Origin of the sequence: Sphingomonas agri, assembly GCF_038148795.1 — a bacterium.
Classification (GTDB): domain Bacteria; phylum Pseudomonadota; class Alphaproteobacteria; order Sphingomonadales; family Sphingomonadaceae; genus Sphingomicrobium; species Sphingomicrobium agri.
In genome coordinates, this window is sequence record NZ_JBAPEU010000001.1 from 1 (window position 1) to 17,409 (window position 17,409).

Below are 17,409 nucleotides of genomic sequence, written 5' to 3' on the forward strand. Positions count from 1 at the left end.
GGCGGTCCCACGCTCGAGGAATATCTCAGCCCCTTGCCCGAGCATTTCAAACGCTGGCCACACGAGGAATGCACGACGAGCATCTGGGTGGCAAAGGTGCTGCACGCCAACTGGAAGGCCGTGATGGAAGCCTTCATGGAGGCCTGGCACAATTTCTCGACGCACCCGCAGATCACGCCGTTCGTCGCCGACGCGAACAGCCGCTACAATGTCTACGGCGACCACGCCAATCTCGCGCTCTCGCCGATGGGCGTGACCTCGGCCGGGATCGATGCGGACACCAAGACCGAGCAGTGGATCGTCGATGCCTACCTCGAATTCAACGGCATCGCTGCGCTGAAAGGCGGCATCGTCGTTCCCGAAGGCTCAACCGCGCGCCGAGTGCTCGCTGAATCCGCGCGCAAGGACTATACGGATTTATTCGGTCATGACCTCGAGCATGCGACCGATGCCGAGCTCCTCGATGCCATCTATTATTGTGTCTTCCCCAATTTCGAGCCGTGGGGCGGATACATGCCAAACATCTCCTACCGGTTCCGTCCATGGCCCAACCAGGACCATACGCTCATGGAAGTGCGGATCCTGACCCGCGTAGCGCCGGGTAAGCCGATCCCCCGCTCCGTGCCGATGAAGATGCTGGGCGAGGGCGAAAGCTGGGGAGCATCCGACATCGGGCCGGCGCTCGGACAAGTGCTCGACCAGGATGTCGTCAATGTCGAAGAGGTCCAGCGCGGCCTCAAGGCCTCGAAGAACAATCGCGTGGAACTTGGCAATTACATGGAGATCAGGATGCGCCAGTTCCACCAGACACTGGACAAGTACCTGAACGCGTAACCGTGAGTTCGAGATTTTCCGAGGTCGGGCGAGGCTTGCCCGAACGCATCAGCGGTCTTTCAGAAGCGATCGCGGGAATAGTGCCAAAGTAGAAAGGTGTTCGCCATGGAACGGCTGACGACGAGTGACACACGCTCGTACATCCCCGCCCTCAACCAGATCGCGCTGACCGAATACAGGGCCTATGAATTCTATCTCGCCTGGGCACAGGCAACCAGGGACAAGGACGTCGAACGCGTGATGCGTATCGTGGCCATTCGTGAGCTCGAGCATGCCGCGGCGTTTCAACAGCGGATCTTCGAGCTCGGCGACCTGCCGCTCGACGGACCTCACGATTTCGGACCGCAGTGCGATGAATGGCTTCATCTGTTTAAGTCGGATGCGTCGGATCTCGAGAAGTTTCGTGGCTTCGGATTTAAAGATCCCCATCGCCTGCCGCAGGACAATTTCCACGACCTGTTCCTCGACTGCACGCTGGACTCCGAGACGGGCGCGCTCCTTGGCCGCTATATTGCCGAAGAGCGCGAGAGCGCGAACATGTTCCTCGAAGTCTACGCCCGGTTGCTCGAACGCGAGCAGGAAGACGAGCACGATACCCAAAGCGCCACCGCGTTATAGCCAGCAACAAGGCGCCGGCGCTTGGGACCGGTCGCGCGCCCTTGAAACTCAGGATTCCTCGGCGGCAACAGCTGCATTGGCAGCGCGCCGGACGGTCCCAGCCGTCCCATTGAGTGAGACGGTCTCCCCGTTCTGAAGCAGCCGCGTGGCTCCGGCAGCGCCGATCACCACCGGAAGCCCATATTCACGGCCGAGTACCGTCGCATGTGAGAGCATTCCGCCTTCCTCCGAAATGACGCCGCCGATGATCCCGAAGATTGGCGTCCATGCGGGGTCGATCGCCTGCGTGACGACGATCTCACCTGGTTGCACCTCGCGCAGCTCCTGCATGTTGGTGACGAGCCGCACGGGCCCCGTTACCGTTCCAGGAGAGCCGCCCATCGCAGCAATGTCTGAATCGCCTGGCGGAGATGCCTCGGCTTCAAAGGGCTCCTGCCCGCGGACAAGAAAAGGCGGGGCCTTGGCGGAAACGTCGTGCCACCAGTCCCGGCGCGCAACTGCGCGCTGGCGCAATCGCTCCGCTGACAGCTCGCCATCGAGATAGGCGTAGATCTCCTTCTTCGCGACAAAGAACACGTCATCCGCGGCGGGCAACGCCCCCTCCTTGGCGAGGCCTTCTCCCATCGCGCGATAGGCCCGGCGTAGCTCGTAGAAATAGCGATCGAAGGTGTGGCGCTGGTTATCCCGGTGCATCCAGTAGCGCTGGGTTGCCCGGAGCACCTTTCTGAAGATCCCAAGTTTGAGCGGCGCCAGAGGGCCTCTGGCGACCTGGCGTTCAATTTCCGCTTCGAGCGCACGGCGCCGCTCTGCAGCACGATGATGGGCCGCTGCTGGATCAGCGTCGGCGCCCAGGCGAAGCATGTTGCTGACCTGCTCGAGGAGCATCCGGCGGGTATCTCCCCACCGCTCGTGCCGAAGATCGCGATCGGCGCAACCGCGATGCGGTTTGCGGGCCCGCAATGCATCAAGCTCAGACATGAACGGACCGGCCTCAGCCATGCCTTCCAGCTGCTCGTAAGCCCCGTCGCGAATGATTGCGGCGACATCCGGGTTCTTCAGTGCAGTCTGGGCCAGTTGCCAGACTTCCAGGTTTTCGGCGTGGGTCAGCGATCCTTCGACGCCGCTGGTGAGAACTCCAATGCTTTCTTCACTGGCGTCGGGCGCCCATCGGTCAAGAAGGTGCATCAGAAGGCCAAGAAGATCGCTTGCAAAGCCCACCGCGCAGGCAGCGTAGAGGCTGCGTTCGCGGCGCTGCCTCTCGATGAGCTCGATGAACCTCTGGATCTCCTCGAGACCTGCAGTCGCATAATCGGGACGCGCGGCTTCGATCTCGGGCGTCCAGACCTCCTTCCAGTTGCGATAATAGCGGTCGATATTCGCCCACACCGCAAGCGTTCTTGGATTGCGTGCGCTAAGCTTGAGAGTGGAGCGCCAGGCCGGGCTGGTAAGGCTCAGCGGCTGGACCTTTCCGGAAGGATCGGCAGTGCTGCTGAACTCGCGATTGGTGAACGCAAAGCCGTTGAAATAGCGGAATTCCTTGCGCCTGGGCGATTCAACTCCGTGAAGCCCTGCGACGGCTGGAAACATGTCCGAGAAAAAAGCGGCCATTTCCGAATAATAAAGCGGGGAGGTCGGGAGGCTGGAGATCGGCGACCCGTGGGCCCAGACCGCATCGGCAGGTGCGGAAAGCCCGCGATCGTCCGCCCAATCCTCGAGGAATTTGGTCAGGAAGGCATGATAGCCGGTGGTAATCGGCCTCGCCTGGAGAAGGTGGAGCTTCTCGCCTTCAAACGCCCATTCTGCATCGATCGGGCGATCAAAATACAATTCGAGCTTGATTGCAGCGTCGACGAGCAGGGCCAGCTGCGCATCGTTGAGGCTCAGTCGCTCCTGCTGCCCGGCACCGGCTTTGACCTCTTCGACGCCCTTGTTGCCAAGTTTGCTCCACACGCGCTTCGAACCGGTACGTACGTCAATCTTTTGGCCGGTTCGCTTGTCCAGCACGAATGTATCTGGCTCCGCACGGCCGGAAACCACGGACTCGCCCAGTCCGAAATTCGAGTTCACGACCACTTCATCGACCGAGTTTGTAACCGGGTGCATTGTGAAGAGGACGCCCGCCGAGGTTGCTGGCACCAGTTCCTGGACCAGGACCGCCATCGGCGCATCAATCGCCGTTTCATGCTCGACCCGGTAGCTTGCCGCAGCTGACGACGTTGCCGATTTCCAGCAGCTGATTATCGCGTCGACCAGCTCCTCGTCCGTTCGAACGCCAAGGACCGTCTGATATTGGCCCGCGAATGACGCATCGGCCCGGTCTTCTGCGGGCGACGAGGAGCGAACCGCGACGGGCGCGCGCAATTTCTTGAAGGCTTCAAGGATCTCCGACCTGCTGTCGGGATCGATTTCGCCCGCCGAGCGCCATGCTTCGAACACCTCGACCGGGATGCAAAAGCCGTTCGGGACATCGAAGCCGATTTCGCGCAACTCAACCAGGCTTGCCGCCTTGTTCCCGATCTTGGCCGCAAGATCCGGGCCTGCATCGCCCAGAAAGATCACCTTCGGCCCAGCCGCAGAAGTCACTGTCGAATATCCCTCGTCCATTGGTGCGTCCGATCTCGGGTTTGAATTTCAGCGGCGCCGCATGACGCGATGATAATATTCCCGGTTCCAGTAGAAGGAGAGGATTCCCGAGCCGCGGTGCTTTCCACCGTCCACTTCGAAGCTGAAGTAGCAGTCGTTGTTCCACACATCGTCGAACTCTGTGGGTGCCGAACAAAAGGAGACGCCTTCGACGCGGCTCAGCCTTTCCTCATTGTCGACGATGTTGAGAACGACCGATTTCTGCAGTCCGTCCTCGTCGTAATGGGGCGTAATTTCGAGCTTGGTGATCGGCGACAGCTTGGTACCGTCCCAAACGTAACCGTAAGGGAATATCCCGCCGTCGAGCAGTTGCACTTCCATCAGCTGAAAGGCCCAGTCCCGGCCGCACTGCCCGGCGATATACTTGCTCTTGTAGAGCGGACCCCATCGGCGGGGACCCCATGAATGGTCCGAATCGCCCGTCAGGTTCACCTCGAAGCGATCCCCATCGAGGGCCATGGAGCCCGTTGCTGCAAATGGACGATGATAGCGATCGCCCGCGAGGAATTTCGGGGTCTCGTAGAGATTGTCGATATAGTGCCAATTGCCGGCGAACAGGTCGATATCGAAGTCGAACTTCAGTCGCTCATGATCGTCGTAGGTGATGCGCCAGCGACGCAGCGGATCGATCCGCTTGAACTGTACGATCCCGCCGGCGTCGAGGTCGTCCCATTCGTCGGCGGGGATCGGGAATTCGCGGTCGAGATGGTAAAGGAGCGTGTTTGGTTCCCGGTTCCAGCCCTTTGTCAGATACATGATCAGGCGAGCGGTGGGTTCGGGCTTGTTGGGCATGTAACTGTAGTAGAGCGCACCGCCCATTTGCCGCTCCGGAACGTCGAAGCAGTACCACATGCTTTCTCGCCATTCGGCGATGTCGGTGTGGGGGTGGCGAAGCTCGTCGTCGGCACGGAGAACCATCTGAAAAACGCCTTTTCTATTGCTGTTCGGTTGATGCTTCGGTCGCTCGCTCGAGAATTGCGACCAGACCTTCGCCGCCGGAGACCAGAAGAAGGTCGCCGTCGCGGATGAGCGTGGTGCCGCGCTCGATTGCAGTCACGCACGGAAGGCCGAACTCGCGGCACAGAGATGCACCGTGGGCAAGTGCCCCTCCCGTCTCAAGCACGAGCCCGGAGAGCCGGGAAAAAGCGGGCGTCCAACTCGGATCCGTCTGCCTCGTCACCAGGATTTCGCCGGCGCGGACCTTCCCGAGTTCGCTGACGTCGTAGAGCACCCGGGCCCTCCCCTTTACCTCGCCTGGACTTGCCGGAATTCCCTTCAGCGCATTCGCAGCCTCGCCGGTCTCCTCGGAGACGGGGGCGTAGGCGCCTTGAAGGAACTTGGGCGGCGAGGTCCGGAGTGTGTTTTCCCACTCTGTCCGGCGGATCTTGACGCGCTCGGCGGCAAGGGCCGGCGTCAGTGACGAGTCCGCCAGAGCCTCGATTTCACTGCGCGAGAGAAAGAAGACGTCTTCGGCTTCGCCAAGCCTTTTCTTCTCGACGAGGCGGCGTCCCTTTTCGCGATAAAATCGCCTCAGGAGCCACCAGACGTTGTCATAATAGAAGCGGTGATTATCCCGAAGGCCCGCGTAGATTTCGTTGTAGGCGAACATCCGGCGAAGAAGCGGTCGACGGTACATGGCGCGCGGCCCCGACAGTGCAGCAAGCACCATCACCTGGGCGTCCCTCCGCCTAGCTGCGGCGAGCTGGTTTCGATCGCGGGGGCGCTGGCCTGGATCTGCAACGAGCGCGAGGACCTGTTTCCACAATAGATCAGGATCATCGCCCCAACGGGGATGGATGAGATCCTTGTAGTTCGCACCCCGATGGCGATGCCGGGCAAGAAAGCGCTGCAGGATCGAGGCAATGGCTGCGAGTTGCGGCTCGGTGGTTTCGGTCACCTGCCGGAAACTTGCCGACTGAAGTTTTGCAATCAGTTGCCTGGGGAGCTTTCGAATGTCGGTGGCAAGCTGCCACAATTCTTCGCTTTCCCTGACCGTGTGACTGTCCAGCAATCCCGAGGAGATGGCCCCGTACGCCTCATCGCCCTCTCCAACCCATCGGTCGAGAATGCCCGAAAGGATCAGCTTGAGATCGTGGGCATGGTAGAGAACGGCGACCTCGCACTCGACGCCGACGAGTAAAGCGAGATCCCAGATCTGTGAAAGATGGCGATCGAGCTCCTCACTCGCCAACGAACTGACGTCCACCTTGGCGAGCTCGTCGGATCTCTCGAGGAACGAGGGCCATGCCTGTTCGAGGAACCGGTGAGTGTGAAACAAGCTTCGCCTTTTCCGATTGCGCACCTCGAAATTCCAGAGACGGTGCAGCAGCGGCCGAATGCGAAGTCCTGTACGTTCAACTTTCGCTCGCTCCTCTTTGGGGAGCTGCGCAAGAAGGCTTGGCCGCCGAGCGACCGGGGGAAGATTGGAATAAACCCGGGCGAGCAATGCGGCGTCAGCGTAGGGCGCGGCCTCGTAATATTTGAAGACGGTCGGTGGGAGGTTGGCAGTCTCGCCATCGTTCTTGAGCCGAGTGAGCAAGTGCGCGGAGAGGTTCTGAACGTCGTAGAAAAGCGGTGAAACGGGGGGAGTCCAAACCTCGTCCGCGTAGGCTCTGGTCCAGCGGCGCGATGGGTCTTCGATAAAATCCGCTGAGACCGATTCAAGGCTGCGGTTGTGGAAGACGCCGCGGATCGTGGTTACCGGACGGGCCTGCAGCAAATAGGTCTGGCCGTCGCGGAATGCCCATTCGATGTCCTGCGGAAAGTCCAGCTTTTCGGCGACATTGCGCGACTGCTCGAGAACCCCTTGAAGCACGGCATCTGGGAGAGGCTCGACGTCATCAGGCCGATGCCGCTCGATCACCGTCCCTTCACGCGACACCTTTATCTGCTCGGGAGTGACGAGCCCGGACACCAGGGCTTCACCGATCCCGGGAACGGCATCGATGACCATCGTGCCAAGAGAACGGGTTACCGGATCGGCAGTGAAGGCGACGCCTGCCCACTCGGCGGCGATCATCTTCTGCACGATGACCGCCATGGTTCCCGCCGTGCCAACGCCTCGATCTTCAAGGTACGATCGGGCGCGCGCGCCAGCGTGCGACTTCCAGCAATATTCGATAGCCTCGCACACCTTGTCGAGGCCCTTCACATCGAGCACGCTCTCGAACACGCCCGCGAACGAATGGTCGGCAGAATCTTCCGCAGTCGCGGAGGAGCGAACCGCAACCGCCCCATTCCCGAGCCTCATCAATGCCGAGCCGACCTCGGATCGAAGTTCTGCGCCCAGTTTCCCGTCCTTGCTGGCGCGATACGCGCTCGTCGTGAGGACGAAGAACGGCGGCACCGGGGCGCCCAGATCGAGCAGTTTGAACAGCGAATACGCCTTGCCCCCGACATAGGTGCGGTCGCGTGCGCCCGGGTTCCAGGAAGGGCTGATCAACTCCATTGACCGGCAGCCAGCGCATCGGGAGCAATTCGGGAAGGCCAGAAATAGGAGGAAAGGCCACTGGCAGGGCCCTGTCCCTCGATCTCGAAGGCGCCCACTCCCTCGACCCCCCAGAAATCTGCGGTTGCGCGCCATCCGACACAGGAATGCATCGCCGGCATTCGCGCACGGATTTTCCGGCCGAGCGTGTCCTCGATCTCGAGTTCGATCCCGGCCTGGATTGCCTGATCATCAAAGCGGGTGCGCGAGCGGATCGTGCTGGCCGAAGCCGTTTCTCCATCAATCGAGACGAAGCCCAGGGCGATGCTGCGGTCTCCGACCCCCTGGTCGATCACCGAGATCAAAACCCGGCGATCCTCGCTCTGCATCGACCACATCTTGAACAGGTTCTGCCCGAACGCGTCCATGTCGCGCAGACCCCAGCTATGGTCAGAATCGCCCGTGCAGTTCACTGCGAGGCGTTCGCCCCCGATGTTCAGTTCACCGGTGACGGCGTGAGCGCGGTGATATCGGTTTGCCGCCATCCAAGAGGGGGTCGGATGGGCGCCGTCCGCGTAATCATAGGGAGGCGTCAGGAAATCGAATTGCAGATCGAACGAGGATCCTTCCCCATCCTCGAACGAGATCGCGCAGGACTTCAGCGGCTCGAGGCGCCGCAAATGCAAGCCGCCGAACGAGAAATCGTCAAAATCGTCATCGACCAGCGCGGTGCCATTTCGCTGGACGCAGTACAGCCAGTCCCCGGCTCGCCTTAGCTGGTGGCCCGGTTTCTCATTGGCCCGGTCAAGACAGTCCTGGGCAGCCCACAGTCCCTTGTAGAACGCCACCAGCATGCCGGTCGCCAGCGGCTGGTTCGGCAGGACCCAGACATAGATCCATCCGCCGATGCCCAGTCGCGGATCATTGAAGTTGAAATAGAGGCTTTCGCGAACATGAAGCTCGTTCCCGAGCGGGTGGCGGAGCTCATCGGTCGCCGTTAGCATCTCTTCGAAAATCCCTCCATTGGGAGATGACATGCCCGGCGAGGCGCCGATATCCGGGACGCCACTTGCGGGCAATCGGCTTCCAAGCTAATCGATTAATTAGTTTGTGCAAGGCGCATCTCAATTGCCGCGCCGGCGGATCCGAGGAGCGGGCAGTGAGAACAGCCGAAATTCCGGGCGAAGTTGCCAAAGCCATTGTTGATCCAACGGCTTACGCCCACGAGGAAAGAATCAACGAGGCGTTCGCCTGGCTGCGCTCGAATGATCCTGTCGCCCTCATCGAGGCCCAAGGTTTCGATCCGTTCTGGGCGATCACCAAACATGCTGACGTCCAGGAAGTCGGACGCAATCCGGATCTCTTTCATAATGCCGACCGGCAGGCGACGTTGATCGATATCGCAGGCGACGAAAGGATCCGGCAAATGACGGGCGGCAGCCCCCACCTGATCCGCAGCCTGGTTCAGATGGATCCGCCGGAGCACCCGAAGTACCGCAATCTCGCGGTCGAATGGTTCATGCCAAAGAACGTCAATCGCCTCGAAGAGCGTATTCGGGGGATCGCCCAGGCGGCCATCGAGCGCATGCGCGAGAAGGGCGGCGAATGCGATTTCGTGAAGGACGTCGCGCTTGGCTTTCCGCTCCACGTGATCATGGAGATCCTGGGCATCCCCGAGGAGGATGAGCCCAGGATGCTCCAGCTTACGCAGGAACTCTTCGGAGTTCAGGACACCGAGCTTGGACGCGGCGGAGAAAGCGGCGATCCGCTCGAGCATGCCGAGGGGCTCGCGGCGGTCGTTGCCGACTTCAACACCTACTTCCAGGCCATCACTGAGGACCGCAGGAAAAATCCGCGCGACGATCTCGCGAGCGTGATTGCCAACGGCACCATCGACGGTGAGCCGATGGGGGACTTCGAGACCCTCTGCTATTACATGCTGGTCGCGACCGCTGGCCACGATACCACTTCGTCCTCGATCTCGGGCGGCGTGTGGGCCCTGTGCGAGGCCCCGGGCGAATTCGAAAAGGTTAGAAGCGATCCCGCTCTCATTCCCCGGCTGGTCAGCGAGTCGATCCGCTGGGTCACTCCGGTCAAGCATTTCATGCGGACCGCAACGGCAGACGCCGAGATACGCGGCCGTCGAATTGCCCGCGGGGACTGGATGATGCTTTGCTACCTCTCCGCCAACCGCGACGAGGAAGCCTTCGAAGAGCCATTCAAATTCAAGGCCGATCGCAACCCCAACAAGCAGCTGGCCTTTGGCTACGGCGCTCACCTATGCCTCGGTCAGCACCTCGCGAGGCTCGAGATGCGCATCTTCTTCGAAGAGTTCTTCAAGCAGATTGAGTCGATCGAACTTGCAGGCCAGCCGAAGCGGTCGGCAGCGACCTTCGCGAACGGTCCCAAGACCGTGCCGCTTCGCTATCGCTTTGTGCAGTCGGCGACACGGGCTTCAACAAACTAGAGGTGACACAAGTGGACAGGCAGCGCGCGATCGAAGAAGTCATCATCAAGCAGGAAGTCCGCGATGTCATGATGCGCTACGCGCGAGGCGTGAACCGGCTCGATGGCGAACTCGTCAAATCCTGCTTTCATCCGGACGCAATCGAGCAGCACGGTTCCTATTTCGGTCCAACCAGCGAGTGGGCCGATAGCCTACCCGACGCTCTTCGCGAGGGGTTCCAGTTTACGTTCCACCTGCTCGGCAACTCACTCATCGAAATCGAGGGCAACCGGGCGGGGCAAGAGACTTATTTCATCGGTTACCACCGCTTTCATCCGGACGAGCGGGGTGAGGAAAAGGACGTGCTGTTTGGTGGTCGATACCTCGGTATCCACGAAAGCCGAGACGGCGGTCCATGGCTGATCGTCGAACGCTCGGTCGTCCATGACTGGAGCCGGGTAGACAAAGTCACCGAGAAATGGCCGCTGGTGAACGAGTTCAACCAGGGCGGCCATACGGGTGGTCGAACCGACCTGGTTTACGGACTGCTGAGCAAAGGTCCGTTCAACCGCTAGTCCGGGCCGAGCATGGTCTTTTGGGCAAGTTCAGCTCAGTGGATGCGTTGAGCTGCTCGTCATCGACCAGTCCAGTTTGGCGCGCGCTTTTCGATGAATGCCGACATTCCCTCAACCCTGTCCGCGGTCGCAGTCAGAAGGTGGAATAAGCGGCGCTCGCCGGCGAGCCCTTGCGTCAGTGTGGATTCGAAGGCGAGATCGACCATCTCCTTGTTGACCATTGCTGCCATGGTCGGAGCCGCCGCAATTGTGCGCGCGGCTTCAAGAGCATGGTCAAGGAGGCTTTCGAGCGGCACTACCCGTGAGACGAGGCCCGATCGCTCGGCTTCGTTCGCGTCCATCATCCGGCCGGTCAGGCACATGTCCATTGTCTTTGCCTTTCCGACGGCGCGCGCCAGCCGCTGCGACCCGCCCATTCCGGGGGCCACCCCGAGCTTGATCTCAGGCTGACCGAACATCGCGTTGTCCGCTGCGATGATGAAATCGGCCAGCAGCGCGAGTTCGCATCCCCCGCCAAGAGCAAAACCCGCAACGGCCGCGATCCAGGGTTTTCGCGTCCCGCGGACATCCGAATTCCACTGGGAAAAGAAATCCTCGAGATAGAGATCCGTGAAGGGCTTGGTGACCACTTCCTTGATGTCGGCTCCTGCAGCAAAAGCCTTGTCGCTACCGGTCACCACGGCGCATCGCTGATTTGGATCAGAATCAAATCGCTCGAAGGCGTCGACGAGCTCCGCAAGAACCGAGGAATTCAGTGCATTGAGTGCCTCGGGGCGATTGATCCTGAACAGGGTCACCGCTTCTTGGCGTTCGACGAGAATCGTCTCGTAGCTCATCGATATGCTTCAACAATGGTCACGTTCGCCACGCCGCCCGCCTGGCACATGGTCTGCAGGCCCCAGCGCTGCCCCCGCGCGCGCAAAGCATGGACGAGCGTCGCCATGAGCTTGGTCCCCGAGGCCCCGAGCGGATGGCCAAGCGCGATGGCTCCCCCGTTGACATTGAGCTTTTCGGGATCGGCTTCGAGCCCTTTCAACCACGCAAGTGCAATCGATGCGAACGCCTCGTTGACCTCGAACAGGTCGATGTCCTGAAGGCTCATTCCGGCGCGCTCGAGCGCTTTACGGGTCGCCGGGATCGGCTCCTCGATCATGATCACCGGATCGCCTGCGGTCACCGTCAACTGATGAATGCGCCCGATCGGCGTTAAACCGTGGTCTTTGAGGGCCTTCTCGTTGACGATGAGCGCTGCCGACGCTCCATCGCTGATCTGGCTTGCATTGCCCGCAGTAATGCTCCCGCCCTCCGCTAAAGGTTCGAGCATTCCCATGGCTTCGAGGGAGGCATTGGTACGGATCCCTTCATCCGCCGTCACGGGCCCGTCAGGCGTGAGAACAGGCACGATCTCGGCGTCAAATGCCCCCTGCCGTGCTGCGTTCGCAGCGCGCTGGTGAGACCTTAGGGCAAAGGCGTCCATGTCCTCGCGCGTCAGACCATATTTGTCCGCGATCATCTGAGCGCCGGTGAACTGGCTGAACTCGGCGACCGAGTAGCGATCCTGGATAGCCTTGCTCCACGGGCCCACGCCCAAGTCGGCCTTCCGATGCAATGAGACGTTCGAAAACATGGGCACTCTCGTCATGCTTTCGACACCAGCTGCGATGACCATGTCCTGGGTTCCCGACATGACCGCCTGCGCAGCAAAATGCAGCGCTTGCTGGGATGACCCGCACTGCCTGTCGATCGAGACTGCGGGAACGCTGTCAGGAAGTCTCGAGGCGAGCACAACGTTTCGGCCCACCCCAAACCCCTGCTCACCGGCCTGCGTGACGCAACCGACGATCACGTCGTCGACGCGCGACGGGTCTATTCCGGTGCGATCCACCAGCGCGTTGAGTACTGTCGCACCAAGGTCGACCGGATGGACGTTCGAGAGCGCCCCGCGTCGGCGCCCCGCCGGCGTCCGCAAAGCATCGACAATATAAGCCTGGGTCATTCTTTCCTCATTGCATCAACGCGGAGCCATTCGAATTGCGCCGTCCAGCCGGATGACTTCCCCGTTGAGCATTGGATTGGCGACGATGCTCTCGACGAGCTGGGCAAACTCCTCGGGCTTGCCGAGGCGGCCCGGGAATGGGACCTGCTTGGCAAGAGACGCCAAGCCTTCCTCGGGGACCGTCTGCAGCAGCGGAGTTGAGAACAGTCCCGGAGCGATCGTCATGACGCGGATACGATGTTGCGCGAGGTCGCGAGCAACGGGGAGTGTCAGGCCGACAATGCCGGCCTTGGAAGCCGAATAGGCGGCCTGCCCGACCTGGCCCTCAAAGGCCGCCACCGATGCGGTGTTGATAATGACGCCCCGCTCCTCCTCGCTGAGGTCGGCCTGGGCCAGTCGCGCCGCGAATTTGGACAGGACGTTGAACGTGCCGACGAGATTGACCTCTATGGTCCGGCGAAACTCCTCCAGCGGGTGCGCTGCAAAATCGCGCGCGACCGTCTTGGTGCCGGTCCCGATGCCCGCGCAATTGACCAAAATCCGAGGAACTCCATGGGCACGTTCGGCCTCCGCGAGCGCGCTTGAGACGCTGTCCTCGCTCGAAACGTCGGTCCTTATGAAAAGAGCGCCAATCGCATTGGCATGGCGCCGTCCAGCCTCCTCCTGCAGGTCAAATATTGCGACGGAAGCGCCCCTGGAAGCGAACATTGCCGCAGTGGCCCCGCCAAGGCCCGATGCGCCGCCGGTCACGATTGTCGAGAGGCCCTGGATCTCCATGGAATCTTGTCGTGCAGGCCTTCACTGCTTATACCGATGGGTAGATTGTATTCTCAGCGGTAGGATGTCAACTTAACCGCCGATATGACTTCAGCAAGTTCCCCCTTCCGCTCGGCGCAGCAGAGGCTCGGCGACCGCGCCGCCAAACGGCAAGCCGTGCTGAGGGCCGCAGCCCGGATGTTCAATGAGCGAGGATTCCACGACACCTCGCTTGAGGACGTCGCCGCCAGCCTGGGCATCACCAAGCCGACGATCTACCATTATCTCGGCAGCAAGGATCAGGTGCTCCTGGAATGCGTGACGATTGGCGTCCAGCAGTTGCTGGAGGCCTGCGAACAAGCGGAGAGCCAGGAAGGCAAAGCGATAGATCAGCTACGCCGGTTCCTCATTCATTACGCGCAGATCAACATGGGCGATTTTGGCCGCTGTGCCGTGCGAACCGGGGAAGAAGCGCTCTCGCCCGACAGCGCCGCTCAGCTCCGAATTCTCAAGCGCCGCTTGGATACATCGGTTCGCAAGTTGATCGATGACGGAATAGCAGATGGCTCCATAGCGACCCCGGATTCCAAGCTGCTCGCATTTGCATTGTTCGGTGCGCTCAATTGGCCAGCCCGTTGGTATGATCCCAATGGAGCGCAGAGCAGCGAAGAAATCGCGATTGCGATGGTCGACATTCTGGCGGCGGGCTTTTCTCCGCGCTCTTGAGAATATCGGGTCCTGCGCGTCGTGAGACCTGGGAGGTCAGTCTCGGGACCCCGGAAAGCGCCAAGCCGCTTCGCCGTTGCAGCGTCTCATTGGAATTTTGGCCCAAGAAGCCGAGCCATCGAGTAGAGGCTCACGGCGGCGACGATCGTCGATCCTGCGCCGAGGCAAAAGAACTGCCAGGCCGGGATCACCAGCCAATAGGCACCCATGAAGCCAGCGAAGAGGCTGCCGAGGAATTTCGCGATGTACCAGGCCCCCATCGTCATGGAGGCGAAGCGCACGGGCGCCAAAGATTCTATGAGCGTCAGGCCGGTGGGAATCACGAGCAATTCGCCGAGCGTCAGCAGGACGAAATAGAAAACGACCCAGAGCGAACTGACGCGCGCACCGGTCGAACCGCTGGCGAGCGCTGCGAGGACCATTACCAGCATTGCGGCCGCGGCGATGACGCAGCCTATCGCCATCCGCCGCAACAGGTTCGGTGTCGTCTCCTTCGCGCGGCGGGCCCGCCAGATTCGGATGAGAACAGGCGTTCCAAGGATGATCAGCAGCGGGTTGATCGACTGAAACCAGGTCGCGGGAACCGTCACATCTTTCCCGAGCAGGTTGATCGATCGGTCGGTGAAATCGGAAACCCAGAGCGCGATGACATTCCCGCTCTGCTCGTATCCGACGCGGAACAGGACAACCATGGCGATCATCAGCACGAGCACCGAGACGTCACGGCGGATGACAAGGGCCGCCGCCGGTTTCTCTTCCCGGGCTATCGCGGAGCGTGACGGTTCGGGCGGAAGGAAGCGAAGGCAGCTGCAATAAATGGCAAGACCGATCCCCATTCCAACGCCCGCCGCCGCGAAGCCCCAGTGCCAGCCATAGAGTTCGCCCAGCGTGCCGCATACGAAGGGCGCGAGCAGGCCGCCGAGATTGATGCCCATGTAATAAGCGCTGTAGGCATAGGCCTTGCGCGGATCATCGTCGGCGTAGAGGCCTCCGACCTGGATTGCGAGCGGCGGAATGAAGAGACCATTGCCGATCGCGACGAGAGCCAGCGCCGGAAACAGGAGCGCCGGGAAGGCCATTGCGAAATGGCCGAACATCATCATTACACCGCCGCTGATCACGCTTGCCGTGCGCCCGAGCCAGCGATCGGCGATAAATCCCCCGACGAAAGGGCTGAAGAAGGCTGCCGCGCCGTAAGCGCCGTAGATCAGCGAGGACTGTGCCTGCGCAAAGCCCAGCTGCTTGGTCATGTAGTAGACGAGCAGCGCCTGGAGCCCGAAGAACGAGAATTCGGCCCACATCTGGGTCGTGAACAGGACCACGAGCCCGGGCGGATGCCCGAACAGCGTCCTTGTACGACCGTCCACCTTCGCGTTGGGCCGGGGCTCCTTCACAATGCCGCTAATAGTTGAGCGACGCGGTCAGAAGTCCAAGATTCAGGAATAGCCACACAAGGAATGCAGCAGCGATCGCGACCAGAACGGACCATATGGTCGCGAGATGGTGCCGCCCCGGCGCGCTCGCGACCGTGTAGGCGTTCAAAATCGCGGCCAGGGTTCCCGCGATAGCGACGACAAGGAGGAGCTGGAGAAGCCGCATCCAGATGTCGAGGCCGCCGTTCAGCGCTGTCAGATCCTTGTCGACGGCGTTCAGGACCAGGAACCAGCCGACAGCGAGAATTATGAATAGCCACGCAGTTGCCCGCGACGCGCGGTGAAGAAGCAGCGGCCGGCCGCCGAGGTCGGCCGTATATTTGTAGCGCCGTCTCACAAGCGCGACGATGGGCCATCCAAGCGCCGCGATGACGAGGACGAGGAAGGCCAGTGCGGCAACCGGGAAGATCCAGCCGGAATTGAGCGATGCCGGTGCAGGTACAAACTCGATGATCGGCGCATAGGGCGTGATCGAGAACATCCTGATGCCGCCGCTTCCGTCCGGGATCGCCTGCAGCTTGTCGGCGCCGTTGACCTCCTGCCAGATCCAGGGCCCCACTTCCCTCCACTTGCGCGGCCCCCCCGACAGGTCCGTTATCGAGGACGCGACAAGAATGCCGTCCTTGTCGACGCCGACCGACGTTTCGCCGAGGAGTGCGGCGAGGCGCAAGAAGTTGAAGCCTCCCGCGCGGCTGCTGACGTAATGCCCGGCCATGGCCGCACCGTGGGCCTTCGCAGTGCTCGCCGTCGGAAGGTTCGGCTGAGGTGCCGGGAAGTAGCGGTCGGCGAACTGCTGCAGGAGTTCTTCGCGCAGCGCATGGGCAGCGGCGTCCTTCCCGACACTGTTCATCGAGATGTAGAGGCCCACATTCTTGTCGAGGAACAGGTGGAGGTCGGAGTGGAAGAACACCGTGTCGCCTCCATGTCCGACGATGTTCAGGCCGTTGCGATCCTCATGATAAAAACCAAGCCCCATCGCCGGGAGAGCCGTGAACGGCCTGTTCACGCTGGAATACATGAGCCCGGCCGTCTGGGGGTTGATCAGCGTGTGATTGAGATGCGCGATCATGAACCGGCCCATGTCCGCTCCGCTTGAGGCAAGCGCGCCTGCAGGCGCCATGCCGATGACCTCGTAGGGTTGCGGCTCGTCCGTTCCGGGCTTGTAGGCCTTGGACATGTACTGCCTCAGGCCCGCCGGCAGGGGCTGGTCGAAAGTCGAGTGGGTCATCCCTGCCGGTGCGAAAATGTGGCGCTGCACATATTGGTCGAACCGCTCTCCTGAGACGCGTTCGACGATATAGCCCGCAACCGACGCACCATAGTTCGAATAAGCGGGCATCGTTCCCGGCGCGTAGATCCGCTCAGGGACCCAGCGCGACAGGATCTTGCCGAGCGGCTGCGGCTTCTTCTCACCGAAATCGATCAGGTATTTCGCGGTCTCCGAAAAGCCGGGCGTGTGCGTCATCAGATTGCGAAGAGTGATCGGTTTTCCGTCTTTGGGCGGAATCTTGAAATCGAGGTAATTGTTGACGTCGGTATCGAGGTTGAGCTTGCCGGCCTGAACGAGCTGCATCACCGCCGTCCAGGTGAAAAGCTTGGAAACCGAGCCAGGGCGGAAGAGCGTGAGGTTCGGATCGACCGGTTTTTGCGCCTTGAGATCTGAATAGCCAAAGCCGCGCATCGTCAGCGGCTGCCCGTCCTTGACGACGACGACGACCGCGCCAGGGATCGCGCCGGCCTTGAGCGCATAAGGGATGTAGCCGTCGAGCCAAGCATCGACGTCCGCCTTGGTAAGATCATGCCGTCCGGTCGCCTCGGCCGAGATTGCGGGAACTTGACCCGCCGGAAGGACCGCGGCGGTCGGCCTGGTGGGTTTGAGCTCAGTCGGCGACTGGCCGGCGGCGGGGATCGCCAGGGCGGCGACCGCGGCAATCGCCCATTTCCAAATCTTCATG

The 17,409-nt window shown here is 61.2% G+C and carries 14 protein-coding genes; 5 read left to right on the top strand and 9 right to left on the bottom strand.

Features of this window, described 5'->3' with window-relative positions; genetic code table 11:
• Positions 1 to 834, top strand: an 834-nt coding sequence (locus tag V8192_RS00005; RefSeq protein ID WP_341631007.1) for an RHO alpha subunit C-terminal catalytic domain-containing protein, incomplete at its 5' end; no start/stop codon positions are given.
• Positions 835 to 939: 105 nt separating this feature from the next.
• Positions 940 to 1,452, top strand: a complete 513-nt coding sequence (locus V8192_RS00010; protein WP_341631008.1) for a hypothetical protein — start codon at positions 940 to 942, stop codon at positions 1,450 to 1,452.
• Between the two features lie 48 nt (positions 1,453 to 1,500).
• Here the strand turns inward: V8192_RS00010 and V8192_RS00015 are convergent, their stop codons facing one another.
• From V8192_RS00015 to V8192_RS00030, 4 genes are read right to left on the bottom strand one after another with little or no spacing between them, the layout of a single operon-like run.
• Positions 1,501 to 4,056 carry a PEP/pyruvate-binding domain-containing protein gene (locus V8192_RS00015; RefSeq protein ID WP_341631009.1) on the bottom strand — a complete coding sequence of 852 codons (2,556 nt, stop codon included), beginning with the start codon at positions 4,054 to 4,056 and terminating at the stop codon, positions 1,501 to 1,503.
• Positions 4,057 to 4,083: 27 nt separating this feature from the next.
• Positions 4,084 to 5,013, bottom strand: a complete 930-nt coding sequence (locus V8192_RS00020; protein ID WP_341631010.1) for a DUF7064 domain-containing protein — start codon at positions 5,011 to 5,013, stop codon at positions 4,084 to 4,086.
• Positions 5,014 to 5,029: 16 nt separating this feature from the next.
• A complete protein-coding gene (locus V8192_RS00025) occupies positions 5,030 to 7,543 on the bottom strand; it encodes a PEP/pyruvate-binding domain-containing protein (protein ID WP_341631011.1) in 2,514 nt (837 codons plus the stop codon).
• The gene (locus tag V8192_RS00030; protein WP_341631012.1) at positions 7,534 to 8,601 is read right to left on the bottom strand and encodes a DUF7064 domain-containing protein; all 1,068 of its coding nucleotides are present in this window, start codon (positions 8,599 to 8,601) and stop codon (positions 7,534 to 7,536) included. The genes V8192_RS00025 and V8192_RS00030 overlap by 10 nt, the downstream gene beginning before the upstream one ends.
• An 80-nt stretch (positions 8,602 to 8,681) precedes the next feature.
• On the opposite strand from V8192_RS00030, the gene V8192_RS00035 reads away from it, so the two are divergent.
• Both V8192_RS00035 and V8192_RS00040 read left to right on the top strand, forming a co-directional pair.
• Positions 8,682 to 9,989 (top strand): cytochrome P450, encoded by a 1,308-nt coding sequence (locus V8192_RS00035; protein ID WP_341631013.1) that lies wholly within the window; start codon positions 8,682 to 8,684, stop codon positions 9,987 to 9,989.
• 11 nt (positions 9,990 to 10,000) lie between these two features.
• Positions 10,001 to 10,543, top strand: coding sequence for a nuclear transport factor 2 family protein (locus V8192_RS00040; RefSeq protein ID WP_341631014.1), 543 nt, complete (start codon positions 10,001 to 10,003; stop codon positions 10,541 to 10,543).
• A 59-nt stretch (positions 10,544 to 10,602) separates the two neighbouring features.
• Here V8192_RS00040 and V8192_RS00045 read toward each other — a convergent pair whose 3' ends face one another.
• The 3 genes from V8192_RS00045 to V8192_RS00055 are packed head-to-tail and all read right to left on the bottom strand — an operon-like array spanning position 10,603 to position 13,316.
• Positions 10,603 to 11,379, bottom strand: coding sequence for an enoyl-CoA hydratase-related protein (locus tag V8192_RS00045; protein ID WP_341631015.1), 777 nt, complete (start codon positions 11,377 to 11,379; stop codon positions 10,603 to 10,605).
• A complete protein-coding gene (locus tag V8192_RS00050; protein ID WP_341631016.1) occupies positions 11,376 to 12,539 on the bottom strand; it encodes an acetyl-CoA C-acetyltransferase in 1,164 nt (387 codons plus the stop codon). Before V8192_RS00050 ends, V8192_RS00045 begins: the two co-directional genes overlap by 4 nt.
• 15 nt (positions 12,540 to 12,554) lie before the next feature.
• Entirely contained in the window at positions 12,555 to 13,316 is a 762-nt protein-coding gene (locus V8192_RS00055) for an SDR family NAD(P)-dependent oxidoreductase (protein WP_341631017.1), read from the bottom strand.
• An 84-nt stretch (positions 13,317 to 13,400) separates the two neighbouring features.
• Here V8192_RS00055 and V8192_RS00060 point away from each other — a divergent pair, with 84 nt between their 5' ends.
• Complete coding sequence (locus tag V8192_RS00060; RefSeq protein WP_341631018.1) at positions 13,401 to 14,021, top strand: TetR/AcrR family transcriptional regulator; 621 nt, start codon at positions 13,401 to 13,403, stop codon at positions 14,019 to 14,021.
• 86 nt (positions 14,022 to 14,107) lie between these two features.
• Here the strand turns inward: V8192_RS00060 and V8192_RS00065 are convergent, their stop codons facing one another.
• Entirely contained in the window at positions 14,108 to 15,388 is a 1,281-nt protein-coding gene (locus tag V8192_RS00065) for a peptide MFS transporter (RefSeq protein ID WP_341631019.1), read from the bottom strand.
• A gap of 34 nt (positions 15,389 to 15,422) precedes the next feature.
• A complete protein-coding gene (locus tag V8192_RS00070) occupies positions 15,423 to 17,408 on the bottom strand; it encodes a serine hydrolase domain-containing protein (RefSeq protein WP_341631020.1) in 1,986 nt (661 codons plus the stop codon).
• Position 17,409 lies beyond the last annotated feature (1 nt).